A 25436-nucleotide genomic window follows, 5' to 3' on the forward strand; every position below is an offset into this window, starting at 1 on the left:
AGCTTAGCCAACGCTTATTTCGTAAGAGGTGAACTTTCGCAAGTTAATCACGCCTGTATCGAAGATAAGGTACTGACCCTTGATACCAAGTAACACACCACTAACTACGGGCTCTTTATCGAAATTATGTGAACTGATTTTGGTTGGAAACTCGGTAACCGGGAAGCGAATATCCTGAATCTCTTCATCTAAACGCTCAATGGCATATTCACCATGGGCCATGCATATCTCATGAATTTTACTTTCGACTGCAGGCAGCAGTTCGGCAGCTTTAGCCTTGAGATCGATATCTTCTGCATTGCCTTTAAGCATAGTTCGCCAGTTAGTTTTATCGGCGATCATCTTAGCGAGTTCGACTTCAACAAGTCCTGAAATCTGTCTAGTAGACACTTTCAAAATAGGCAAGCCTTGAGTCGCGCCTTGGTCTATCCAACGTGTTGGCAGCTGGGTATGACGAGTGATACCTACCTTTAATCCTGAAGTGTTTGACAGGTAGACATAATGCGGCACGAAGCAGTTGGCTTCTCCCCACTCTGGCTCACGACAAGTCCCCTCGGCAAAGTGGCAAGTCTCTGGCTTCATGATACACATATCACAGCTGGCCAGCTTCTTCATACAGACAAAACAGTGCCCTTGTGAGTAACTTTTTTTGGTTTTCTTGCCACAATTACTACAACTAATTTTACCGGTATGGGTCAAAGTTACTGTGGTGCCGATGAGTGGGTTCATCTCTAACAGATCGTCACCAACGGGCAGTTTATACTGCACTTGCTGGTTATCATCCAGCGTAGCGCGCATTTTCTTAATGCTTCCTAACATAGTGGTTCCTAGCATGACTGTTTTAACCAATACCCATAACCACTGCCTATTCATCAATATTCATTGAATTAAGGGGCTTTGGTTGGGTTTAGCGTGACATTGACTTGATGGGATAAATTCAAAATCTACTGTTTTGATAAAATCCATCAAGTGGATAATTCCTGCTAGTCTAACAGATTGTTACAGGCATCTTTGATTGATTTTTCCGATTGTATGACTTAACAGCAGTTCACTTGGTATCGACTGCATTGAGCGGAAAAGTTGGCTGGCTGGGATCATGTAAAATGTAGATTGAGGGAGGTGAAACCCTCCCCGCAATAAAAACAATTAGACCTTGTCTAATACGACATCATCGCCAATGGCATAAAGCGCTTCTGTGAGTAGCTCCTCTTGCTCATCGTTTTGTAAACCTACTTCGAAGTTTGCTCTAAATAGGGCGATCCCAGTATGGCTTGCACTTTCATAACGGGTGCCAAAGTGTTCTATGTTGATACCAAGTGAGCTGATTTTATTAGATATATCATGCACAAGGCCTGGTCTGTCATAGGCCACGAGTGAAAAGTTTAACGCTGTTTGCTCATTGGCTTGCTTGGTGGTTTTTGCATAGGTGAGGCTTAAACCGTCGATACATTCTAAGTTCTCAATTAATGTATCCCAGTTCGCCGCCGGCACCTCTAATAACAAGATAGCAGCAAAGATCCCGTCGATATGGCGCAGCTCAGAATCTAACCAGTTTCCGCCATGGCGACTCACTGCATGGGCTATTTGTTCGACTAATCCTTTTTTATCTGCAACTTGCAAGGTAACTAAATACCGTAACATATTGATATTTCTCCTTTCTGTATTAAATCCTCTGCTGTAACACTAGTGTCATCTTTACGTCATATAATGCCACACATCAGAATAATGAGATTGAACCTAAACTATTGTTAGCATAGCAAATGGAACAATCACAGTTAAAAATTACTTGGCGATTTAATAAACGAGGTTCTAATGGAAACTCAGGCTGCAAAACCTGATTCTAAGGCTCAAAATATACTGATGGGTAGAGGGTCTAGTAGAAGGGCAATTACGGACAAATTGACTCAGGTTGGAGTGACATTAGGCGGGACAATGGTATTTGTCGCGCTGCTTCTGATCTTCTTTTATTTGCTTTATGTCGTCAAACCTATCTTTGATGCTGCCGAAGTAGAGCCTGTGATGAGTGTGCCATTAGCTGAATCGGTTCCAGCGCTTATGGTTGGCAGTGACGAACAAAATGAAGTCATTTATCGCGTCTCTCAAACAGGTCATGTCGATTTTTATGATGTTAGCGCATCAAAATTAATTGAAACTGAACAACTAAACCTACCTCAAGGAACCGAGGTAGTGAGCAGTTCGGCATCAGTACCAAGTGAACAACGCTTTGCTCTTGGTTTAGATAATGGCCAAGTGATTATTGCTGGTGTCGAGTTTTCAGTGACTTATCCAGACAACAAACGTCTTATCACGCCTAACTTACGTTTTCCGAATGGCAAGGCGCCGCTCACTGTTGATGCTGGTGGCAGTGGGATCCACAACCTAGCATTCGATTACAGCAGCGATAAGATGACGTTCGCTTACCAAAATGACAACAAGGTGTGGCAGCTCTCTCGTCAAGAGGGCGAAGAGAACATGATGACCGAAGAGGTCGAGTGGTTCGCCTATAACGGTACGATTAGCGATGCGCCTACCCAAGTTCAGCAGCAACTGATGACACCAGACCAACGCCAACTCTTGCTACGTTCTGACAATAAGTTGTTTATCTATAACATTCGCGATGTCGAAAGTATCTCGCTGCTGCAGGTGCTTGAACTTGGCCGTACTGGCGCCAATGTTACCAATGTGAGCCTACTTGCTGGGGCAAGCTCAGTACTCGTGAGTTATGACTCAGGCTTAGTGCAGCAATACTTTCAGGTGAACGGTGAGCAAGGGCGTCTTTATCAAGAGATCCGAGACTTTAAAAATGATGCGGGTATCAAGAGTGTTGCCTCTGAGTTTTATCGTAAAAGCTTCGTAACCATCAGCGATGATGGCTACCTATCTCTGCTTTACACAACCAGTCAAAGAAAACTATTTTCAGAAGATTTTAAGCTATCGAATATCGGTTCGATGGGCTTTAGTCCACGCTCAAATGCATTAGTCGTTGAAGCTGATAATCAGCTGCATCTCTTCAGTGTGGAAAATACTCACCCTGAAGTGTCATGGAGCGCGATGTGGAGCAAGGTGTGGTACGAAGGCTATCCTGAGCCTAAATATGTATGGCAATCGACTTCAGGCTCAGATGATTTTGAAGCTAAGTTGAGTTTGATGCCACTAGCTTTCGGTACGATGAAAGCGGCTCTGTATGCGATGATTTTTGCCACGCCATTGGCGATTGCTGGTGCCATCTATACCGCATACTTTATGTCGCCAAAGGTACGTTCAATCGTTAAACCTACGATTGAAATTATGGAAGCTCTGCCTACCGTTATCTTGGGCTTCTTAGCCGGACTCTGGTTAGCGCCGCTGATAGAGGAAAACTTGCCCGGTATTCTAGTGCTGCTTGTACTCTTGCCCTTATCAATACTGACCACAGCGTTCGCTTGGCACAACTTGCCAGAGAAGGTTAAACAGCGTTTACCTGAAACTTATCAAGAGTTGATGCTGTTACCTGTGATTATCTTTGTGGGTTGGTTCTCGTTTGCGATTAGTCCGACGATTGAGATTGCATTTTTCCATGGTGATTCACGCATGTTTATTACCAATGAGCTAGGTATCACCTTCGATCAACGTAATGCATTGGTTGTCGGTATCGCGATGGGATTTGCAGTTATTCCAACTATCTTCTCCATTGCCGAAGATGCGGTGTTCTCTGTGCCTCGCCACTTATCAAACGGAAGCTTAGCGTTAGGGGCGACTAACTGGCAGACCTTAATTCGGGTTGTGTTGCTCACGGCAAGCCCAGGTATCTTCTCAGCAGTCATGATGGGCCTTGGCCGGGCTGTAGGTGAAACCATGATTGTACTGATGGCGACAGGAAACACCGCCATTATGGAGTGGAGTGTATTTGAAGGTATGCGAACGCTCGCGGCTAACATCGCTGTAGAGATGCCTGAATCAGCTATCGGTAGTTCACATTATCGAGTCCTGTTCTTAGCGGCCTTTGTACTGTTTATCTTTACCTTCCTGTTTAACACCATAGCTGAAGTCGTTAGACAACGTCTTCGCGAACGTTATAGCTCACTTTAAATAGCGATGAACATGATGATTAGAAATATAAATTTAGATATGAGTGTTTTTTTGCAAGGTTTTAACGGTATGGGTGTAGGGAGTATGAGTCATGGGTAATTGGTTTAAATCTGGCTCTCCATGGATCTGGATGACAGGTGGTGCGGTGAGCATCAGCTTGATTGCCGTTTTAGGCTTGCTTTTAATGATCGCTTGGCGAGGCTTAAGTTACTTCTGGCCTGCTGAGATCTACCAGTGGGAGATGCGCGATCAGCAAGGTCAAACCTATAGTTTAATCGGTGAAATCTACGATACCGAAGAGGTGCCGACTGAGCAGCTAGAGTCTGCAGGGCATGTTTTTGAAACATCACCTGGTGACAGTGTAACCAGATATCTGGTTAAAACCGGTAACCGAGAGTTTGTAGGATTAGATTTTCGCTGGATTTTAGCAACCGATATTATCTCACGCCATAAGCCTGAAGGCATTGCCGTCATCGAGCGTACTAAAAATGGTGACTTTTACGGTTACCCTGTTGCTGTTGTTGAAAAGGGCGAACGTCTTGAGCTTGATGATGTTGAGTCTTCGCTGAATGTACATGTTGAGCGCGCGGTAGCACTCAATGATGAAGCGGTAAAATTGCAAAAAAGTGAGATCGGTTCAATTAACTATGCGCTTGAGAAGTTAAGGCTTCAAGAGCGACGTTATGAACTCGACGGCAAGCTGACGCAAGCGAGAAAAGATGAAATAGCAGCAAAGCAGGCGAGCTTACAGGCTGACTATTTGGTGCTAGAGAAACAGTTCTTTGGATTAAGAAGCGAAGCCGCACGAGACTCTTTGATTATCAAAGATATGCGCGGCGTCGAAGTGACACTTAAGCTTGATAGCATATTAGATGTGACCTACTCAAATCGACTTAATGTGTTGAGTAAAGTTGGGCACTGGTTTGTAGGTGTTGGCCGCTTTGTCAGTGACGACCCCCGTGAAGCGAACACCGAAGGCGGCGTATTTCCAGCTATCTTCGGTACGGTATTTATGGTGATGCTAATGGCCGTTATTGTGACGCCTTTTGGTGTTATCGCCGCAATATACCTGCATGAATACGCCAAAAAGGGCCCAATTACTAAGATGATCCGTATCGCGGTGATTAACTTAGCGGGTGTACCTTCGATTGTTTACGGTGTGTTTGGCTTAGGCTTCTTTGTCTATATGTTTGGTGGCACTTTAGATCAGCTCTTCTATCCAGAGGCGCTGCCTGCACCGACATTCGGATCTCCTGGTGTTATCTGGTCGGCATTAACCTTGGCCATTTTGACTTTGCCTGTCGTTATTGTATCGACAGAGGAGGGCTTGAGCCGTATACCAAGCTCGGTACGTCAAGGTAGTTTGGCGCTAGGGGCGACTAAGGCTGAAACTCTGTGGCGGATCATCATCCCTATGGCCAGCCCTGCAATTATGACCGGACTGATTTTAGCCGTTGCACGCGCAGCAGGTGAGGTTGCACCTTTGATGTTGGTGGGGGTGGTAAAACTTGCGCCGACACTGCCGGTAGATATGAACTTTCCCTTTGTGCATCTAGAACGTAAGTTCATGCATCTAGGCTTCCATATTTATGATGTGGGCTTTCAAAGCCCTAATGTAGAGGCAGCCAGACCTTTGGTTTACGCCACCTCATTCTTGCTAGTCTCTGTCATTGTGTCTTTGAACCTGACAGCTATAGCAGTTCGAAATCACCTACGTGAAAAATATCGCTCCCTTGAGCACTAAAATCTCGTTAGTGAACAGATTAAATCGGCTCATGAGTATTGTGAGCCGCATAAAACAGTTAAAGTGGTAGGAAATAAAATGATTTCGATAGATAAGTCTGCAATGAACACAAACCCAATCGATCTGAATAATTTGAGCCAGGAAGAAACTGCCCTGGAGATCCGCAACTTAGACCTTAAATACGGTGAGAAACAGGCACTGTTTGATGTGTCGATGAAAATCCCACAAAAGCAGGTGACAGCCTTTATTGGTCCAAGTGGTTGTGGTAAGTCGACCTTGCTACGCTGCATTAACCGTATGAATGATCTGGTTGATCACTGTCATATTAGCGGTGAAATCTTACTTCACGGGCAGAACATCTACGATAAGAAAGTCGATGTCGCCGCGCTACGAAGAAATGTCGGTATGGTGTTCCAGCGCCCAAACCCGTTCCCTAAATCAATTTATGAGAATGTGGTTTATGGGTTACGTCTGCAAGGGCTGAACAACCGCCGCGATCTTGACGAAGCCGCCGAGCGCTCTTTGCGTGGTGCCGCGATTTGGGATGAAGTAAAAGACAGATTACATGACAATGCATTTGGTTTATCTGGCGGTCAACAGCAGCGTTTAGTGATTGCTCGTGCCATTGCGATTGAGCCTGAAGTCTTGCTACTCGATGAGCCAACTTCAGCGTTGGATCCAATTTCAACCTTGACCATTGAAGAGTTGATCACTGAGCTCAAGTCTAAATATACCGTGGTGATAGTGACGCACAACATGCAACAAGCGGCGCGAGTGTCTGATCAAACTGCCTTTATGTATATGGGTGAGCTGATTGAGTACGCCGATACCAACACTATCTTTACTACGCCGCAAAAACGTAAAACAGAAGATTACATCACTGGTCGTTACGGTTAATACAGCACTCACTCCTTCGATAATGGGTGAATGGCACAAACAAGGGTTAAACTGATGGATAACGTAAACTTAAACAAACACATCTCAGGTCAATTTAACGCTGAGCTAGATGATATTCGTAACCGTGTGCTGGCAATGGGTGGCTTGGTTGAACGTCAACTTGAGCAGTCGCTTGATGCGATAGCGAGTCTTGATGCCGAGTTGGCACAGAAGGTGATTGACGGCGACCATAAAGTTAACGGCATGGAAGTGGCTATCGATGAAGAATGTACCCGTATCATCGCTAAGCGTCAGCCAGCAGCGAGTGATTTAAGATTGGTGTTAGCCATCTCTAAAACGATTACCGATCTAGAGCGTATCGGTGATGCGTGTGTGAAAATTGCCAATGCAGCACTCGATAAGCGTTTAAAAAGCCAGCAACCTTTGCTTGTTAGCTTAGACAGCATGGGGCGTCATGCAACCCGTTTTTTGCATGGTACCTTAGATGCATTGGCTCGCATGGACGCCGATGAAGCGTTTGAGCTACATAAAGAGGATGCCAAGTTAGACAGAGAGTATGAAGGTACGATTCGTCAACTGATGACCTATATGATGGAAGATCCGCGCTCAATCCCTGAAGTATTAGATGTACTTTGGGCGGCGCGTGCCATTGAGCGTGTGGGCGACCGTTGCCAGAATATCTGCGAATACATCATCTATTATGTAAAAGGTAAAGACGTTCGTCATGTCTCATATGAAGAGATGGAGAAAGATCTTAACCTCAGGAAGAGTAAATAGTATTTACCTTTCAAGTATATAAATGCAGCGTWWACGCTGCATTTTTGCTTTTAGCTTCCTCTTAATTACCTCGTAATAGATTAGTGCTATCTGCTACTCAGTTTTATTCATAATACTAGCGTATAGTTAACGTATCTTTGTGTGTACACAGATTGTATTTAATAGAGGCGAGCCTTCGCTTGTGCAGACTTGCGGAAGTTTGGTCACTATTCAATGGGATTTGTTGTTCAGTTTTTACTTCTGTATGAGATGCCCGCATCGAGTTGCGGACCTGTTTAGGTAAGAGCTTATGGGTGACTGCATTTGAAGCTAAGCCCCAAAGGGCTGCTAAGTCTTAAATAATGTGGATGAAAGGCCTGAGTATATAGCCTTTTGGCGTGCACAAATTGTGATTTCCGGCACAGATACAGATTAATAAAACTGTATGATGCCTCACCGTCTAATGTTGGCCGGGATCTCTTGTAGTTGAGTGAGTTGTATCAACTATTTGCTAATTTGCGAGAGTAATATGTCGATCAAATCCAGTATTAACCCCCCAGTTTTTTTCCCCTCCGTTATTTTAATTGCGTTAATGGTGTTTGTCGGTGCCGTTTGGCCTGAGCAAGCACAAGTGGTTTTTAAATCAGCTCAATCTTGGTTTGAGATGAAAACCGGTTGGCTCTACATCTTAGGTGTAGCCATCTTTTTGCTTTTTATCATTTTTGTTATGGTCAGCCGCTTTGGCGATATCAAGCTTGGGCCTGATCATGCAGAGCCCGATTACAGCTATAAAAGCTGGATAGCCATGTTGTTTTCAGCAGGTATGGGTATCGGGCTGATGTTCTTTGGTGTGGCAGAGCCTGTGATGCACTATTTAGCGCCGCCAGATGCAACGCCAGAGTCTATTCAAGCAGCGAAAGATGCCATGAAGATCACCTTCTTCCACTGGGGCATTCATGCCTGGGCTATCTATGCAGTGGTTGCACTGAGCTTGGCGTACTTTTCATACCGCCATAAGCTGCCATTGCTACCGAGAAGCGCACTGTATCCACTAATTGGTGAGCGTATCTATGGCCCGATTGGCCATGCCGTCGATACATTTGCAGTGCTGGGCACCATGTTTGGTGTGGCAACATCATTGGGTTTTGGTGTGCTGCAGGTCAATTCAGGCCTTAACTATCTGCTAGATGTCCCCGTCAATACTGGCGTTCAGGTCGGTTTGATTATAGGCATCTCATTGATTGCGACCATTTCAGTGTTTTCAGGTCTAGATAAAGGGGTGAAACGTCTCAGTGAGTTGAACTTAGGGCTTGCCGTTTTACTGCTGATATTTGTGCTTATCTTCGGCCCAACCGTTGAGCTATTACAATCCTTTGTACAAAACACAGGTGCTTATCTGAGTGATATCGTCGGCAAGACGTTTAACTTATATGCCTATGAGCAAAAGAATGATTGGATAGGGGGCTGGACGCTACTTTATTGGGGCTGGTGGATCTCTTGGTCCCCATTTGTCGGCACCTTTATCGCGCGCGTTTCACGCGGCCGTACAATCAGAGAGTTCCTTGTCGGTGTCTTGTTTGTTCCTTCGGCGTTTACTTTCCTCTGGATGACCGCCTTTGGTAACAGCGCCATCGATGCAATCATGAATCACGGTGCAACCTACCTGTCTGATGCCGTTTCATCAGATGTCTCAGTGGCCTTGTTTGTGTTTTTTGAGCATATGCCATTTTCGACACTATTGTCTGCTATTGCGCTTTGCTTAGTGATCACCTTCTTTGTGACCTCATCAGACTCTGGCTCATTGGTCATCGATAACCTCACCTCTGGTGGCGATCATGATGCGCCTGTGTGGCAGCGTGTATTTTGGGCGCTACTACAAGGTGTGGTGGCATCTGTGTTATTGCTTGCGGGTGGCCTGCAAGCACTGCAAACCGTGGCGATTGCCAGTGCATTACCATTTTTACTGGTGATGTTGTTGATGTGCTTTGGCCTGTATAAAGCACTGCAAGATGACTGGTTAAAAATCAACAGCGTACAGCAGCATAATACTAGCGTGCAGTTTACTAAAACCAACGTACATTGGGAAGATCATATCGATGTATTAGTGTCTCACCCCAGCCAAGCCGATGCTCAAAGCTTCCTTGATAATGTCGCCACGCCTGCACTTAACAAGGTGTGTGAGAGCTTCATTAGTAAGGAGATCCCAGCTGAGGTGATACAGTTCGAAAATCGCATTCGCTTTGTTATCGCCAATGAAGAGTATGACGACTTTGCCTACGGCTTAAGGGTACGCGCCTTTACCATTATCAACCCTATCGAGAGTGAAGTTGATGAGGGAGAGACGGATTACTACCGCGTTGAGGTGTTCCTAGAGCATGGTGGTCAACACTATGACGTGATGGGCTTTACCCAAGATCAGATATTGGCGGATGTAGTAACGCAGTATGAGAAGTATCTACACTACCTGCACTTGTCGAGCTCAGAGTATTTAGGCAGTGGGGTTGAGCGTTAACCGTTTAACGCCTTAGAACGTATTTATCGCTGGTTAGAAGTTAGCAGCCCTGATGGTTTCATCAGGGCTTTTTTATCACTTCGAGATGAGAGTGCTTCAAATGAAGCTGGTGTGCATTTCTTGTTTCATTGGGCTTACTTTGATGCTTGGAAGTTTATTTGAAGGTTGAACCTTCATTGTTATCTATCACCTGCAGTGGGCTTATGTGCAGGTGCTTCTGCGAGTCGCCGTGAACACTTCCATGTGGGCTCTACCAAAACATCCCTGTTTTGGAAGCTCGCAGCCGCACCTACACTTGGTGATTTACAGCAAGGGGGCTTCTTCGATTTGAGTTTTTTGATATAGGTGGTTTCACCCATTAGTTAAAATCAAAGTTGGTGAAAGTAAAAATTAACGGAATTGAATATTATCGTGCAGCTCTACTTTGTCGGCCTTCTATCAGCTAATTACGCTCATTGCTATAAAATAAATTCCATTGCAGCAATCACTTAGCCTTGATACTGTACAGATACAAAAATACGAAGCAGAACATTATCGAGCATGTCTGCTGTATAATAATCTGTTATATGGCCAAGGGAGTCGGCAATTGAAATCTAAAATTGACTTAATGAAAGACGAGTTAATAGAACTAAGAGAAAGAGGCCATCATCTATATTTATCTATGATGGATAATGTCAGAGGGTTGCCTGAAGACTTTAAGGAAGATCTAAAAAAGCAAGATATAGAACTACCCAACTTTAACGTTCATTACGACTCTTGGTATTCCGAAGCTTTAGTTGTCATAAAACAAATACTACCTGATCGAGTTGATGACTTTGTCAAACAATACAAGCAAGAAAAGCGTAAAGAAATAGACTTTCTGACATATAGCATTTCAGATTATATTCTGGGAGTACGGACAACAAAAGGGTATGAAAAAACAGTTGTTGCAGATCAATCTGCAGCAGTAGGGAAAATGGAAATACAAAACTCAATACTTTCAGCTGTTAGTAAGCGGTTTGAAAGTAAACTATTTGATATACAGGAAGTTTTGCAGTCTGATATTTTTGATAGCGAGCTCGATGCAGCTAGAGAACTTTCAAAAAAAGGCTTTGTACGGGGAGCAGGAGCAATAGCTGGTGTTGTACTTGAAAAACACCTTGGTCATGTATGTGAAATGCATAGTTTAAAGTCTAGGAAAAAGCATCCCTCCATTTCTGATTTTTATCAAATGCTAAAAGAAAATGAAATTATCGACACTCCTAAATGGAGGTTTATACAACACCTTGGAGATTTAAGAAATTTGTGTGACCATCCCAAAGATAGAGAGCCGACAAAAGATGATGTGTTGGAGTTAATCGAGGGTGTAGAAAAGGTAATTAAAACTGTTTTCTAAAGGCCTTATAACAAGTCGCTCAAAGTGGACGCAAAACAGTTGGCTTGCGCTCATTCTTCGCTAATTTTAGCCAACAATTTTGCGTCCGTTAGCGAGGCGTTATGCTGAAGTTTAAGCCTCGGAGTAAAGGATTATGATAAAACTTAATAAAGTTGGCGATTCTTGGAAGGATTGGGAGATCTATTTTAAAGGGATGAAATATAATATGGGTTCTGGTGCTGCAGTTGATAAAAACCTATATGATTTCCCTTCAGATTCAGAATTGAAAATATCAATCATGGATATTGATAAGCTATCTTTTCTTGATATCCCTCAAGAGCTATATATATGTTTGGAAAATGTAAATAATTCTCTAGGTTATGCAGTCCAAAGGTTATGGATTGATTGCCGATTTCAAAAGGTTAAATTAGTTTATTCTTGGTCTATAGAAGTTGAAGCTTGGAGTGACCCCCTTAATCCTGTTTTATTAAGGAATGAGGCGCATAAAATACTAGGAGAGAAATCAATTGATAATAAACTCTTATTGCATAAAATCGATGATATGGATGCAGGGTATGTCGATTTGTACTTTGAGTTTACTGAAAATATAAATGCTAACATCGGGGATACAATTGATACTATAAAGTTTTTATTAGATGAAACGTATGAATTAGCAAGACTTAAAGTAATCAATACTAGTTTTCCTGAGGCGTTACTTGCCAAGTTTTCATTTGATCCAGTAGTTCAAGATTCATGTATTAGATATTTACATTTCTTTATTGAATTCCTAAAAGATATGGGGATTCATGCTGACAGCTCCATCAATAAAAAAGGATGTGATGTTCTTTTTTCAATATCTCCTACAAGTAAAGAAGCTTCTTTATCAAAAATTAAAGAAGTACTCGCTATGTACCTGAATTTACCTGAATTTAATTTAGGGAATTATGACGTATCACTTCTAGATCCAGTTACCGAATTAAAAATAGAAAAAATTTCAGCAGAAATATCTCGTTTAAAAACTGATATAAAGTTAAACCAAGCTATTCTTAAATACGAACAAGCCGCAATCTCTTCTGAAAAGAACATTACATCTAAAGGTCTATATCAGAACCCTTCCCTGGGCATAACACCATTGACAGGGCTTGAAACAATAACAGCTGATAATAAAGTAGAGACTAAAGAAGAATTTTTAGGTGGTTTTATTAAATTAGGCATTTTCAAGAAAGCAGGAGTTGAATTTGACTGGGCAAAATTAGCTCAAAGATTAAAAAAGTAATGCGTACTTTCTGCATAACAAGTAGTTTAAAAGGACAAAAACAGTTGGCTTTTGCTCCTTCGTCGCTTATTTTAGCCAATAACTTTTGCCTCTTAACTAGGCGCTCCTCTTTTTCGTCACCTGTAGACCTATACATGAAAATAAAATCTAAATTAATATTCGTAGTTTGTTCTTTATTGATAGCTTGCTCTTCAAGCAACAGTATAGAGCCTAAAAATGTTGTACTTACTTTTGGTGAGTCGTCTGCTTCTGCTCAGATTCTCGATGGTAATGATATCGACGGTGAGGGCAGCGTCTTTCAGGGGAGCAAGGATGCAGAAATTGAGACTGTGGAGTTTTCTGGAACAATCCAAAAGCAAGACAATAGCTATGTCGTAGATATCAGAGCTGTCAGGGAGGCGAAAGATGGTAGTTATCGGCAAGCGTTGAATACAATTGTGCTGTTAAGCTTGGATGAAAAAATGGTTATTGGTGGCGTTAATGATGACTTAGTAAGCATCATTTTGAAAAAGTAACCATTAAATGATGCGAGAATTTTATTCACTTGCTGTACCCGCCAAAATGGTCATAAAATTTTATACACAAGCATGATAGATGATTAATAGCTGGCTTATTTTACAGAGTTAAAAACGGTTTTAAATTAATAGGGAATGTTGATGAAAATGGAAGTGTTGATTGCGGATTATTTAGATGAGCAGCATGGGAGAGATATTGGTTACCTTCTTAATAACTATGCTGAAGATCCTATGGGTGGGGGAGAGCCGTTAGCTGATTATGTTAAGCAGAATCTGGCTCATGAATTATCAAAAGTGCCCCATGCGTTTAGTGTGATCTGTTATGTAGAAGGCAAACCTGCGGGACTGATTAATTGCTTTGAAGCCTTTTCTACTTTTAAGTGTAAGCCGCTAATAAATATCCACGATATCGTGGTGGTTGATGAGTTTAGAGGGCTGGGGATTAGTCAGTCGATGTTGGCTAAAGTTGAAGAACTCGCGATAGAGAAAGGCTGCTGTAAAATCACCTTGGAAGTGCTCGAAGGTAACGAAATAGCACGCAACTCCTACATCAAATTTGGTTTTGACGGCTACGAGCTAGACCCCAACATGGGCAAAGCCCTATTCTGGCAAAAAGTGCTTTAACTCAAGCTCTATAAACCTAAGACAAACAGTAACGCTTCTTGTAAATAACGAGTGTGAACGCGGCTGTTACTTTCCGTGACAGGGCCAAAAATGTTCCCTCGGTAACTGCTCCCTGCGTTACTCTACCTTCTGAATCCTTTCAGTCGTACATTTTTCGGCATTCCCTATATCCATATAGGTCAGATGTCACGGTAGAGCTCACATCCCTCGCCGGGCAGGCGTTTGACAACAATTGTGGCTTCGGTGTTCAGCTAGCCACCTAAATAGCTACCTACCCCCAACTCTTAGCAACAAAACCAAAACAGCCCAATGACCCCACTACAGATATTTAAGTAACTTGTTATCCGACAAGTACGATACAATGACATTATTAATAAGCCACTCAACAGCAGTGGCAGATCAAATTGTGAGTAAAGAGGGCATATGTCTCAGAGTAAGTTAGATAGAGTGCTGGCTGAGGCCAGAGATTATAAGGCTAAGCGTGAAACGGGTTACCGTGAGCAGGCGCTAAAGCTATACCCTTGGGTATGTGGCCGTTGTACGCGTGAGTTCAATAACTCAAATTTGCGTGAGTTGACAGTACATCACCGCGATCATAACCATGATAATAATCCATCTGATGGTTCAAACTGGGAGCTGTTGTGTCTATTCTGTCATGATAACGAGCATTCAAAGTTTGAAGAGTTGATTCAATATGGCGCGACAACTGAGACTAAGGTTGATGCTGCGACCTATAACCCATTTGCTGATTTGAAGAGTATGTTGAAGAAGTAACTCGCGTCGTGCAAGTTCTCGTAGAGTGAAAGAGTTAGCTTGAAAGATAAGCTAACTCTTATCTGTAGTGGCTCAGACCTGATTAAGCTTCAGCAGTTTCCTTTACTGTTTCTTTCAAGTCAGCCGCGACCTGCTGCCAGCGCTCTTTACTGATCTTTTCGCTGTTCTCGCCTTTACCTAGCTCCGCTTTTCGCCCTGGGATCTTTTTCCACACGTCGGCTTTAAACGCATTATCAGCCTTACTCCAGCCTACAATCTCTTCGATACTGCGATAACAGCCCATGCAGATATCATCTTCATTTACACCGCACTTGGCTACACAAGGTGACTGGATCATTGCTTTTACTCATAGTTCTAATTTTTTGATGTGGCGATTTTAATGATCTAGATCAACTTTTTCAAGCTGTGATTATTTCGCAATGCAGTTTCAGTGTTATAGATAGCGACTAAAATATAAGCTCGACAGTATAAGTCGTGCTAATGATGGTAACCATGCTGAGTGATAGGTGATATTTACCGAAAATGTTAAACTTAAAGTAATCTATTTAATGGCTATATTTAATGACTAAGTGTTACTTTTCATAAGGATAATGAAAAGATTAGGGGAGTTTATGAAGTCACTGTTTCGTTTATCTTTTTTTATTGTTGCTGTCATGACAGTAACAGGGTGTTCACTGTTAGAAGTTAAGCTCGAGAGCGGAGTGGTGCCACTGCCGCAAGAGCAGCTTAATATGCGGGTCTTTAGCCGAGATTTCAGCCGAAGCTTTTATAGCCAAGTTGAGCAAACTGCCGATCAAATCGCCGCCTCAGAGAGCCCTGATGGCCAGGAGCTATATCTGAAGTCGAATGCGCTCATGTGGAAGATATACTCTGAGCAGGCACTGCAGCGCAGTATTTTTCAGGCATCCCCCGTGGCTGCCATGGTAGATACGTGGGCATTGACGGCGCAGATGACAGACTTTTACGAATCAGGCGCCGGAAAAGAGCTTTTTGGCGTGCATCAAGGGTTAGCCATAGAAACCAGTAAAGCACTTGAGGCTGAGTTTGAAAAAACAGCCAAGGGCTTTCTTCCTCGTGGTGATTTCAAAAAGAACCATGCATTTATCCAGCAATATGCGGCTGAGCACCCGATCATGGATATGACCTTTAGCCGTCAGTCTGCTTTTAATAATTGGTTAGCGTTTAGAGAGATTAACGAATTTGAGGCGGTGACGACTTTTGGATCTGTGCCTGAAGTGATGAGCGATATCTCCGACAGAATGGCGATGATTTCAGAGCAGATGCCAAAGATTTTAGGCTGGAAAGCTGAGCTTTATGCGCTGCATTCGAACATCAATGCCGATGAAGTGCAGGCCACGTTAGTGAGCATAAGTGAAACCTCGGCGCGTTTTCAGGAGTTGATGGCACAAAGCCCTGAAATGATGCAGGCACTCGCTGTCGATATGCGTCGAGAACTGAGCCCTCTACTGCAACAGCTTAGTGACTCGACCGACGATAAGTTAGCTCAATTATCTGTCGAGCGTAAGGCGTTAGAGTTGATGATCAAAAATGAGCGTCAGGCACTGGAAGAGATGGTGGCAAGAGAGCGGGTCGCTGCGGCGGCTAATCTTGATGATATCTCTAAGCATACGGTTGAGGTGGTATTTCAGGAGCTGACTAAGACACTCAAGAGCTTGATCCTCTACTTTGTGCTCTTCTTACTGGTTGTGTTTTTCGCGCCACTTGGTTTAGGTGTATGGCTAGGTAAGCGCATGGTTAAAAGAGAAAGCAGCGCCGCTAATTAGGAGCGAGGTTCTGTTTTCTTGCTCCCGTATCTGCTTTATACTTTCTGTATATTGCTAACTGTTCTCTTGAGTTTGAGGTAACAGTTAGCGCCTCTCATTTCTTCTTGTATTAAAGAGTAATAGCACCTTGCCACAAAGCTCTCCGTCAGATAAAGCGACACAACTCAATCAACTTAGCTTTAATCAACTTGGCTACAATCAACTTAGCCATTTAGCGCAATTTGAGCGACTCGATTCCCTGTTGATGAAGAGCCGTGCACTGTGGCAAGTGAAAGCATTTGAGTGTACTGAGTTACCGTGGGCTGACACATTTCCATCTTTAGCCGATAAAGTATGGTCCATCGATGATGCTGATATTGATGCACTCGACCAACAGCAAGAGAGGCTCAATGCTGAGCTATTACCAGCATTGCTTAATGATTTAACCAATCTTGATGACTCTGCAGCTAATGAATTCATTTGCCAATTGGCGTTACTGCAACAGGTGGAATCTCAGGTATCTACTCCCGCTGTAAACAAGGCGGGTGATGAGCTGTTACCAAGCCAGCAAGCCAGTCATTTTAGCGCGGGGATTAAAGGCCGTAAGTGGCAGCAAATCACCTCGTTTGCGGCTCAAATTAAGCCAACAAACACTGAAGTGTTAGAGTGGTGCGCAGGCAAGGGGCATTTAGGACGATTAATTGCTAAAGCACACGCAAGACCTGTTGTGAGTCTTGAGTGGCAACAGAGTCTCTGCGATGCGGGCACTGAATTTGCGCAGCAATGGCGCTTACCCCAAACCTTTATCTGCGCTGATGCCTTCGAGCCCCATCAATCAAAGTTACAAGCCAAGCAGCAAGCTGTGGCGCTGCATGCGTGTGGCGATCTGCATGTGCGTTTGTTGTATTTAGCGTCTAAAGCCAATACTGAGTCTATTGCCATCTCACCTTGTTGTTATCACCTGATACAGGCAAAGCAGTATCAAGCTATGTCTGCTGCCGCCAAAAGCAGCGGCCTTGTGTTATCAAGGCACGATCTGCAGATGCCATTGCAGCAAAGTGCTATCGCCAACCCTAAACAGAAAGCGTATCGTCACAGAGAGATTGCCTGGCGCCTTGGTTTTGACTCTCTACAAAGGGAGATAAATCAAAGCCAGCAGTATTTGCCTATCCCCTCAGTGAAGCAGAGCCAGCTCAATCAAGATTTTGAAACCTTCTGTCGCTGGGCAGGCGTTCAAAAATCAGTCCCCATACCTGCAGTGCTAGATTTTGCACATTATCAAGAATTGGGGATTGCGAGGCAGCGACTCACCCGACGCATCGATCTTGTGGCTCACCTATTTCGCAGGATACTTGAGCACTGGTTACTGCTCGATAGGATCTGTTTTTTAGAAGCGCAGGGGTATCACGTTAACCTAAGTCGTTTTTGCTCTGAGACGGTGACTCCGAGAAATTTTCTAATATTGGCTGAAAAATCTACAAACTAACATTTCTTATATAATTATTGCACTAAGTCATTGTTTACATAGCCTAGTTATTAATATTTATGTTTATTTTGTTTTACTGGCACTGAGAAAGTTTGAACAAACTTGTAGTTTATTAGTGAAAAAACCGCACTAGAGACGGTTTTTTATTGAATCATTAGCCTTTTCTTGCTCAAATGTCGGGTTAATACTAAATAACAATACTTATTGGCTGATGTCGCGCCGATACAGTGAGCGAAATAATACTGTTTCATGAAATATTCCCAAGTATTTATCAACAGCCTGGCTTATGAATTGGCCCCTGAAGTGGTGTCCACTTCTGAACTAGAATCTCGTTTGGCGCCGTTATATAAAAAGTTTCGTATTCCAATGGGGCAGCTTGCTGCACTCACAGGGATCACTGAGCGTCGTTGGTGGCCTAAAGGTCATCGATTATCTGACGGTGCATTGGCTGCTGCACATAAAGCCATTGATGAAACGGGTGTCCAGGTCAGTGATTTAGGCGCTGTGGTTTATACCGGCGTATGTCGAGATCAGCATGAGCCTGCGACGGCTTGTCGTATTGCGGCCGAGCTAGGCGTATCGAAAGATACGGCTATCTATGACATCAGTAATGCATGCCTTGGCGTGTTATCAGGCATATTAGATATCGCAAACCGCATTGAGCTAGGCCAGATCAAGGCCGGTTTAGTCGTGTCATGTGAGTCAGCCCGTCATATTGTCGATATCACTATTGATAACATGCTTGCAGAGCCAACGATGCAAAACTATGCCCAGTCTTTAGCAACCTTAACCGGTGGCTCTGGCGCTGTTGCTGTATTGCTAACTGACGGTAGCTTACCTTTGAAGGGAGACCGTCAGCACCAGTTGCTTGGCGCGAGTCATCTATCTGCGCCTGAGCACCATAACTTATGTCAGTGGGGCTTACAGGAAGCGGGCTTACAGTTATACCGTGAGTTTATGCGTACCGACGGTGTTGCACTGCTCAAAGAGGGTGTAGAGCTTGCTCGTCATACTTGGAGTCATTTCTTAGAGCAGCGTGACTGGGTGGTTGAGCAGGTCGATAAGGTCATCTGTCATCAGGTGGGCGCGTCAAATCGACGCCAGGTGCTTAATGCACTGAATATCCCCCATGAGAAAGAGTTTCCGACTTATCAGCTACTAGGCAACATGGGAACCGTTTCTTTGCCTGTAACTGCGGCGATTGCCCATGACCAAGGCTTTTTACAAAAAGGTGATCAAGTCAGCTTTTTGGGAATAGGCAGTGGTCTTAACTGCATGATGCTTGGAATCAAGTGGTAGCGAGTTAGTAGCAGGGTACGCCTCTATAACTGCTCTCATATCGGATGGGAAGCTAATGTCTTAATGCTTAACTGCGATTAGAACCTTAGTAACTTGCCCAAATCTCCAAAGAATTAACTTTATGCGCCGCTTAATCGCGGCGTGTTAATGATAAGAATATTTAGGAAGTGTCATGTTAGATACTCTGTTTCCCTTCAAGCGCAACTATCTCGATAGAAACGGCCATAAGCTTCAATATGTGAATGAAGGTCAAGGCGAGCCCGTTGTGATGGTGCATGGTAATCCGAGCTGGTCTTTTTATTACCGTAATGTCGTGTCGGCACTGAGCGCAAATCATCAATGTATTGTTCCGGATCATATTGGTTGCGGTCTGTCTGATAAGCCTGACGACAGTGGCTATGATTACACATTAAAAAATCGTGTCGATGATTTAGAAGCCCTGCTTGAACATCTTGATGTGAAAGAGAACATCACCTTAGTTGTACATGACTGGGGTGGAATGATAGGTATGGGCTTTGCGGCTCGTTACCCTGAGCGTATTAAAAAGCTGGTCATTCTGAATACTGGCGCTTTTCATTTGCCACAGAGCAAGCCGTTTCCATGGCCGCTTTGGATCTGCCGTAACACGCTACTCGGTACGGGGTTAGTGCGTGGATTCAATGCTTTTTCATCTATTGCTTCCTATGTTGGCGTTAAACGTAAGCCGATGGCAAAAGAGATACGCGAAGCCTATGTTGCGCCATTTAACTCTTGGGCGAACCGCATCTCAACCTTGAGATTTGTGCAAGATATCCCGCTTAAAGAGGGCGATAGAAACTATGAGCTTGTGTCGGAGATCGCCGCAAGTTTACCTAAGTTTGCTAATGTGCCGACAATGATCTGTTGGGGCTTAAAAGATTTTGTGTTCGATAAGCATTTCTTAGCGCAATGGAAAGTTGAAATGCCCCATGCAACAGTGCATGAGTTCGCCGACTGTGGTCACTATATTCTTGAAGATGCCAGTGATGAAGTTGTTGGTCATATCACTCAATTTATGAGTCGTGATTCGGTATCTTAATTCTCGCACAGAGTTGATAGCGAGCGGGGTAATCCCAATAGGTATAAATACAATTAAGCGGTCAAGATTGACCGCTTTTTTCATTTTTAGTGATAACAAAGGTCATAGACATGCCAGCTTCTTTTACGACCAACGATACTTCAAACGACCAAAACTCAAATGAAAACATGAGTGATTCTGTCGATATTCATATCGAACAGGGCGCTAATCTTTGTCGTCATCTTCATCATGCGGCGAATCATATTCCCGATGAACTTGCTGTGGCGGTACAAAAGGCTTCAGGCTCATTCTTCAGCGCCAAAACACTCAATTATCAAGAACTCAGCTTTTTATCCTTAGATAAGCAAAGCGATCGTATTGCCCATGGTTTAACTGCCTTTGGTATCAAGCGTGGTATGAAGGCGGTGTTGATGGTTACGCCGAGTGTTGATTTTTTTACGCTGACTTTTGCGCTGTTTAAAGCGGGTATAGTGCCTATCTTGGTCGACCCTGGTATGGGGGTTAAAAACCTTAAACAATGTTTTGAGGAGTCTCAGCCCGACGCTTTTATAGGTATTCCTAAGGCACATATTGCGCGTAAGCTGTTTGGCTGGGGTAAAGAGTCGGTCAAGTATTTGATTAGTGTTGGTGGTGGCTTGTTCGGTGGTAAGCAACTTGATGCGATAAAAGCATTGGGTAGTGATGCGCCTTACGAGATGGCTTGGCTTGATAAAAATGAGATGGCGGCCATCTTATTTACCAGTGGTAGCACTGGCACCCCAAAGGGCGTGGTCTACTCCCATAAGATGTTTGAAGCGCAAATTACTGCGCTACGGGATGATTATGGCATTAAACCCGGTGAGCGAGACTTAGCCACTTTTCCGCTGTTTTCACTATTTGGCCCCGCATTGGGTATGGCTTCAATTATTCCTGAGATGGATGCCAGTAAGCCGATTACTGCTAACCCTGAATACCTGTTTGCCGCTATTGAAAAGTACCAATGTAGTAATATGTTCGTAAACCCAGCTTTGATTGAACGATTAGGCCAGGCAGGCGTGCAGCAAGTCGATGATAGTGAGGTTCGTCTCCATAAGCTAAACAGTATCCAGCGAGTTATCTCAGCGGGCGCGCCTGCGACTATCGCGTCAATTAAGCATTTCAGTAAAATGCTCAATGACGGTGTAGAGGTGCTTAACTCCTATGGGGCGACTGAATCTCTGCCGTTAAGTAAGATGGGCAGCCAGGCGTTATTTAAGACCACAGAGGTGACAGATAGCGGCGGCGGGATCTGTGTCGGCGATGCCATCAATGGTGTTGATATTGCCATTATTGAGATCACCGAGCAGCCTATAGCACAGTGGAGTGACTCGCTGAGATTGGAGGCGGGGCAGATAGGCGAAATTGTTGTTAAAGGCCCTATGGTGAGTCAAAGCTATTACCGCCGAGATAGTGCAACAGAGCAGGCTAAAATTAAAGACGGTGAACTTAGTCGTCATCGAATGGGCGATCTCGGTTACCTCGACAGTGAAGGCAAGCTGTGGATGTGTGGCCGTAAAGCCCATAGAGTGGATGCCAGTAGCGGTAAACGTTACTTCTCTATTCCTGCAGAGCGAATATTTAATACTCACCCGCAAGTTAAGCGTTCGGCGCTAGTTGGGGTTGAAGTGCGTAATCAATCAGGTAGTGAAATCGTGCCGCTACTTTGCATTGAGCTTGAACAGTCTCTCTCTTGCTCCCTTGGTGCAGGGCTTTATGCTGAGCTTAATGCAATTGCTGAGCAACATAGTCAAACCGAGGGAATAACGCGTTTTCTTATCCATCCGGAATTTCCGGTGGATATCCGCCATAACGCTAAAATCTTCAGAGAAAAGTTGGCCGTCTGGGCCCAAAACAAGCATAAGGAATAGTCCATGACCGCTACACTCGAAACTTTGCAGCCTCTAGAGGCATTCGATGCTTTAGAGCAACAAGCCTTGCTCACTTTGAAGGCGTCGGCTAAGCAGGCATTTGTCACCGGCGCGGGCGGTTTTCTTGGTAAAGCAATATGCCAACGCCTTATCGCAGCGGGTATAAAAGTGACAGGTTTTGCGCGAGGTGATTACCCAGAGTTATCCGCTATGGGCGTGACTATGGTGAAAGGCGATATTGCCGATAAAGCGTGCGTACTAAACGCCATGCAAGGGTGCGACCTAGTGTTTCATGTCGCATCTAAGGCCGGCGTTTGGGGCAGTAAGCAGAGTTATTTCTCACCAAATGTTGATGGTGCGGCGAATATTATCTCAGCTTGCCAGCAGCTTAATATCGATAAACTGGTTTATACCAGTACCCCAAGTGTTACCTTTGCGGGTGTTGATGAGTCCGGCATCGATGAGAGTGCGCCTTATGCTGAGACTTATCTGAATTATTATGGTGAGTCTAAGGCGATTGCCGAGCAGATGGTGATTAAGGCCAACTCCAGCACACTGAAAACGGTTTCACTAAGGCCGCATCTTATTTGGGGGCCGCAAGACCCTCATCTTGTACCGCGTGTGATAGAGCGGGCAAAGGCGGGCAGGTTAAAGCTTGTTGGCAAAGAGGATAAGCTGGTAGATACCATCTATGTCGGCAATGCTGCCTATGCACATATTTTAGCGGCAGTTAATCTCTCGAGTGACAGTGCGACTGCTGCCGGTAAGGCCTATTTTCTGAGTAATGACGAGCCAATTACCATGGCAGCTATGCTGAATAAGATTTTGGCTTGTGTCGATCTGCCTGAAGTGACTAAGCGCGTGCCGTCAGGTGTGGCCTACGCTGCAGGTGTCGTACTCGAAAGCGCTTATGGGGTGTTAGGCAAGCAAGATGAGCCTATGATGACTCGGTTTGTCGCAAGACAGTTATCGACCAGCCATTACTTCGATATCACCGCTGCGAAAACAGATTTCGGCTATTCACCTATTATCAGTATTGACCAAGGGATGGTAAAACTGAGAGAGTATCTAACCTCTTAATTTAGTTGGGCATCTTAGACTTTATCTTAAGCTCGAGATGCCCAAGTTTCACCTCAAGGATGAAGTATGTCAGTTCGCTCCCTCTTTCGTATCACAACCCCATTGTTTGCGTTTTCAGCGTTAGTCTTACTGTTTACCGCTACAGCCAATGCCCAAACTAATGAGATTAACATCAACCCCTTTATCGGCAGCTGGCAGCTAGCGTCCGGCAAGTATCTCGATGATAAAGGGGAGTGGCAAGATTATGCGGCGCTTAATCTCAAGGCGATTAAAGTGATCTCAGCGTCTCATTTTAGCTTCACTACCATGAAGGAGGTTGAAAAGGAGGGGGTAACCAAACAAGAGTTTTGGGCGGCGGGTACCGGGCATTATGAGTTTACCGATAGCCGGTACATTGAATATCCTCAACTTAACTCTTTCGGCGTCGCTGAGGGAGAGTCATTTGCCTTCGAATATGAGATTAAAGGTCAAGAGCTACACACTAAGCGAGTTGAAAAGGACGTGCTAAAAGAGGTTGAAGTGTGGCTGCGGTTGGATTGAACCGATTGGTATAAAGACCACTGCCAAGCCCTAGAGCTTAGGCCTTAACCTCTGGGGAAGCTCGAACTCTTTCATATCACCTGTAATTGGGCAGGTGAACTTGAGGTAACAGGAGGTCAGTTGTAGGTTAACTGCTCCTTCTGTTGCAACGCCATGAAGTCTATCTCCCACGACAGGGTGACCCGTTGAGGCCATATGGATACGGATCTGATGCTTACGTCCAGACTCAATTTTAACCTGAACTAAAGAGCGGTTATTCTGTTCATCAAAGGCTAATAATGTAGCGTGTGAACGAGCCGCTTTACCATCGACATCAGAGTCTATGGTGACTGTTTTCTTAATCTCTGAATCATGAAGCCCTGAACTAAAGTGGCCTTCAACTATCACTTGGTAGTACTTTTCCAGCTCTCTTATTTCAAAGAGTCTTGCCAATGCAGCAGTGGTTTTTTTGCTGTGACCGATAAGGACCAAGCCACTTGCTGCTCTGTCTAGTCGGTGGATGATAAAAGCGGGTCTGTCAGGGCTGAGATGAGTTTCAGCATAACGATTTATAGTGGTGTGGTCGCCCCATTTAGAGCCTTGGCACAGCATGCCATAAGGCTTGTACCAGATACTATATTGGCCGCCATCGAATATGAGTTCTGCACAATCGACCTTGTGCTCAAGCACTTCCTGGTTGTAATACAGGTGAAGTTCATCACCTAACTTCAATGCGCGCTTTGCTCGACGTAGCCTCTGAGTTTGCTTACCGCGTGTCAGCCACACAGCGCCTTTGTTCATTGCCTGTTTAATTTGCTGCTTCGATAAGCCTGTCTCGGTGGCGAGCATCGAAGCTGCGTCAGTGTCGACGGATGTAATTGTAAGATGAGATTCGATCACAGTTGGGCTGATAGGCGGCATAAAATAAAGGCGTAGCTGATAATGTGCCGTTATTTTACATTAATTGCTTAAGAAGGCTCGCTTATTATATTGGCTGAATCAAGGTTGACGGCATTTCAGTATTCAACACAGAGATCCTGCATTCAGCACATAAGCTCTGCATTCAGTACATAAGTCCAATATTTAGCACGTAGGATCAGTATTCATATTGATTAAGGCGACCCCTATGACGATCAGTATCATGCCGAAAATAGTATCCATGTTAGGTATGCCTCCCTTAATCGCACCGATTAATGCAATCAGCACAATTCCCGCGCCACACCAGATAGCGTAAGCCACTGCGGTAGGAATATCTGTGGTGGCTAAAGAGAGAAAATAGAAGGCACTGGCATAGCCGATAGCGCAGCCAAGGGTTGGCAGTATACGGGTAAAACCATGCGTAGCAGGCAGTAAAGTGGTAGCGATAACCTCAGAGACGATAGCAATGCTGAGATAAAGGTAACTGTTCATCTTAAAGTCCTTTTTATTTCTTTTAATTGTCTATTGCTGGAGTGAAGCTGAAAATCTGTTTAAAAAAAGCGGCCCAGCTTTAGAGCAGGGCCGAAACAAGCATATAAATAAAGGGAGAAGCAGAGGACGAATAAACGTTTCTGCAATACCAGACTCGGTAAGCTCTGGTCGACTTCGAGATTGATAATGCCTTGATATTATTTATCAGGCACCACTAAGAAAATTGGAAAGCGTTAATCATTAGTTACATGCTGGTAGTTAGCTGAAGCGAGTAAAGTGCTGGCCACTATTTTTTAGTAAAGAGTTTGTACCGTTTTTGGGGTTAGAAATAACAAATGCAAATTTACTTGTTATCAGCGTTTTCGAGGTTTAGGGTTAATGATACGCATTTATCATAACGGACATCACTGCCAAAG

The 25436-nt window shown here is 44.1% G+C and carries 22 protein-coding genes; 17 read left to right on the forward strand and 5 right to left on the reverse strand.

Translation table 11 applies throughout. The annotated features are described in order from the left end of the window. Positions 1–3 precede the first annotated feature (3 nt). Together BM736_RS02990 and BM736_RS02995 are read right to left on the reverse strand one after the other, a co-directional pair. Positions 4–819 (reverse strand): DUF2797 domain-containing protein, encoded by an 816-nt coding sequence (locus BM736_RS02990; protein ID WP_076409870.1) that lies wholly within the window; start codon positions 817–819, stop codon positions 4–6. A gap of 327 nt (positions 820–1146) precedes the next feature. Continuing rightward, entirely contained in the window at positions 1147–1641 is a 495-nt protein-coding gene (locus tag BM736_RS02995; protein WP_076408412.1) for a glycine cleavage system protein R, read from the reverse strand. A 171-nt stretch (positions 1642–1812) separates the two neighbouring features. On the opposite strand from BM736_RS02995, the gene BM736_RS03000 reads away from it, so the two are divergent. The 10 genes from BM736_RS03000 (at position 1813) to BM736_RS03045 (ending at position 14520) form a co-directional block, all read left to right on the forward strand. After that, positions 1813–4068 (forward strand): ABC transporter permease subunit, encoded by a 2256-nt coding sequence (locus BM736_RS03000; protein WP_076408415.1) that lies wholly within the window; start codon positions 1813–1815, stop codon positions 4066–4068. Between the two features lie 91 nt (positions 4069–4159). Next, a complete protein-coding gene (gene pstA / locus BM736_RS03005; RefSeq protein ID WP_076408418.1) occupies positions 4160–5812 on the forward strand; it encodes a phosphate ABC transporter permease PstA in 1653 nt (550 codons plus the stop codon). Positions 5813–5890: 78 nt separating this feature from the next. Further along, entirely contained in the window at positions 5891–6709 is an 819-nt protein-coding gene (pstB, locus tag BM736_RS03010; protein ID WP_076408421.1) for a phosphate ABC transporter ATP-binding protein PstB, read from the forward strand. Positions 6710–6763: 54 nt separating this feature from the next. Next, a complete protein-coding gene (gene phoU, locus BM736_RS03015; protein WP_076408423.1) occupies positions 6764–7486 on the forward strand; it encodes a phosphate signaling complex protein PhoU in 723 nt (240 codons plus the stop codon). 508 nt (positions 7487–7994) lie between these two features. Further along, positions 7995–9977 (forward strand): BCCT family transporter, encoded by a 1983-nt coding sequence (locus BM736_RS03020; RefSeq protein ID WP_076408426.1) that lies wholly within the window; start codon positions 7995–7997, stop codon positions 9975–9977. Positions 9978–10563: 586 nt separating this feature from the next. Continuing rightward, positions 10564–11352: a hypothetical protein gene (locus tag BM736_RS03025; protein ID WP_076408428.1), complete on the forward strand. Its 789-nt coding sequence runs from the start codon at positions 10564–10566 to the stop codon at positions 11350–11352. Between the two features lie 133 nt (positions 11353–11485). Next, a complete protein-coding gene (locus BM736_RS03030) occupies positions 11486–12607 on the forward strand; it encodes a hypothetical protein (RefSeq protein ID WP_076408431.1) in 1122 nt (373 codons plus the stop codon). Positions 12608–12741: 134 nt separating this feature from the next. After that, positions 12742–13122, forward strand: a complete 381-nt coding sequence (locus tag BM736_RS03035; protein WP_076408434.1) for a hypothetical protein — start codon at positions 12742–12744, stop codon at positions 13120–13122. A gap of 141 nt (positions 13123–13263) precedes the next feature. Continuing rightward, the gene (locus tag BM736_RS03040) at positions 13264–13746 is read left to right on the forward strand and encodes a GNAT family N-acetyltransferase (protein ID WP_076408436.1); all 483 of its coding nucleotides are present in this window, start codon (positions 13264–13266) and stop codon (positions 13744–13746) included. Between the two features lie 423 nt (positions 13747–14169). After that, positions 14170–14520 carry a YajD family HNH nuclease gene (locus BM736_RS03045; protein WP_076408439.1) on the forward strand — a complete coding sequence of 117 codons (351 nt, stop codon included), beginning with the start codon at positions 14170–14172 and terminating at the stop codon, positions 14518–14520. Positions 14521–14602: 82 nt separating this feature from the next. Here BM736_RS03045 and BM736_RS03050 read toward each other — a convergent pair whose 3' ends face one another. Further along, positions 14603–14857 carry a DUF1289 domain-containing protein gene (locus tag BM736_RS03050; protein ID WP_083699804.1) on the reverse strand — a complete coding sequence of 85 codons (255 nt, stop codon included), beginning with the start codon at positions 14855–14857 and terminating at the stop codon, positions 14603–14605. 274 nt (positions 14858–15131) lie between these two features. Between BM736_RS03050 and BM736_RS03055 the strand changes: the two genes are divergently transcribed. The 7 genes from BM736_RS03055 to BM736_RS03085 all read left to right on the forward strand — a co-directional run bounded on the left by BM736_RS03055 (position 15132) and on the right by BM736_RS03085 (position 23631). After that, positions 15132–16304: a chemotaxis protein gene (locus BM736_RS03055; protein WP_076408442.1), complete on the forward strand. Its 1173-nt coding sequence runs from the start codon at positions 15132–15134 to the stop codon at positions 16302–16304. 127 nt (positions 16305–16431) lie between these two features. After that, positions 16432–17769: a methyltransferase gene (locus tag BM736_RS03060; RefSeq protein ID WP_306170157.1), complete on the forward strand. Its 1338-nt coding sequence runs from the start codon at positions 16432–16434 to the stop codon at positions 17767–17769. A 249-nt stretch (positions 17770–18018) separates the two neighbouring features. Continuing rightward, entirely contained in the window at positions 18019–19068 is a 1050-nt protein-coding gene (locus BM736_RS03065; protein ID WP_076408444.1) for a 3-oxoacyl-ACP synthase III, read from the forward strand. 172 nt (positions 19069–19240) lie between these two features. Further along, positions 19241–20125, forward strand: a complete 885-nt coding sequence (locus BM736_RS03070) for an alpha/beta fold hydrolase (RefSeq protein ID WP_076408446.1) — start codon at positions 19241–19243, stop codon at positions 20123–20125. Positions 20126–20292: 167 nt separating this feature from the next. Continuing rightward, a complete protein-coding gene (gene oleC, locus BM736_RS03075; RefSeq protein ID WP_076409876.1) occupies positions 20293–22011 on the forward strand; it encodes an olefin beta-lactone synthetase in 1719 nt (572 codons plus the stop codon). Between the two features lie 3 nt (positions 22012–22014). Beyond that, positions 22015–23091: a 2-alkyl-3-oxoalkanoate reductase gene (gene oleD, locus BM736_RS03080; protein ID WP_076408449.1), complete on the forward strand. Its 1077-nt coding sequence runs from the start codon at positions 22015–22017 to the stop codon at positions 23089–23091. Between the two features lie 66 nt (positions 23092–23157). Then, a complete protein-coding gene (locus tag BM736_RS03085; RefSeq protein WP_076408452.1) occupies positions 23158–23631 on the forward strand; it encodes a hypothetical protein in 474 nt (157 codons plus the stop codon). A 30-nt stretch (positions 23632–23661) separates the two neighbouring features. Here BM736_RS03085 and BM736_RS03090 read toward each other — a convergent pair whose 3' ends face one another. Both BM736_RS03090 and BM736_RS03095 read right to left on the reverse strand, forming a co-directional pair. Continuing rightward, positions 23662–24459 (reverse strand): RluA family pseudouridine synthase, encoded by a 798-nt coding sequence (locus tag BM736_RS03090; RefSeq protein WP_306170158.1) that lies wholly within the window; start codon positions 24457–24459, stop codon positions 23662–23664. Between the two features lie 234 nt (positions 24460–24693). Continuing rightward, complete coding sequence (locus BM736_RS03095; protein ID WP_076408467.1) at positions 24694–25020, reverse strand: multidrug efflux SMR transporter; 327 nt, start codon at positions 25018–25020, stop codon at positions 24694–24696. Positions 25021–25436: the final 416 nt, after the last annotated feature.

The sequence above is a fragment of the Shewanella sp. UCD-KL12 genome (assembly GCF_001957125.1).
Lineage (GTDB): Bacteria > Pseudomonadota > Gammaproteobacteria > Enterobacterales > Shewanellaceae > Shewanella.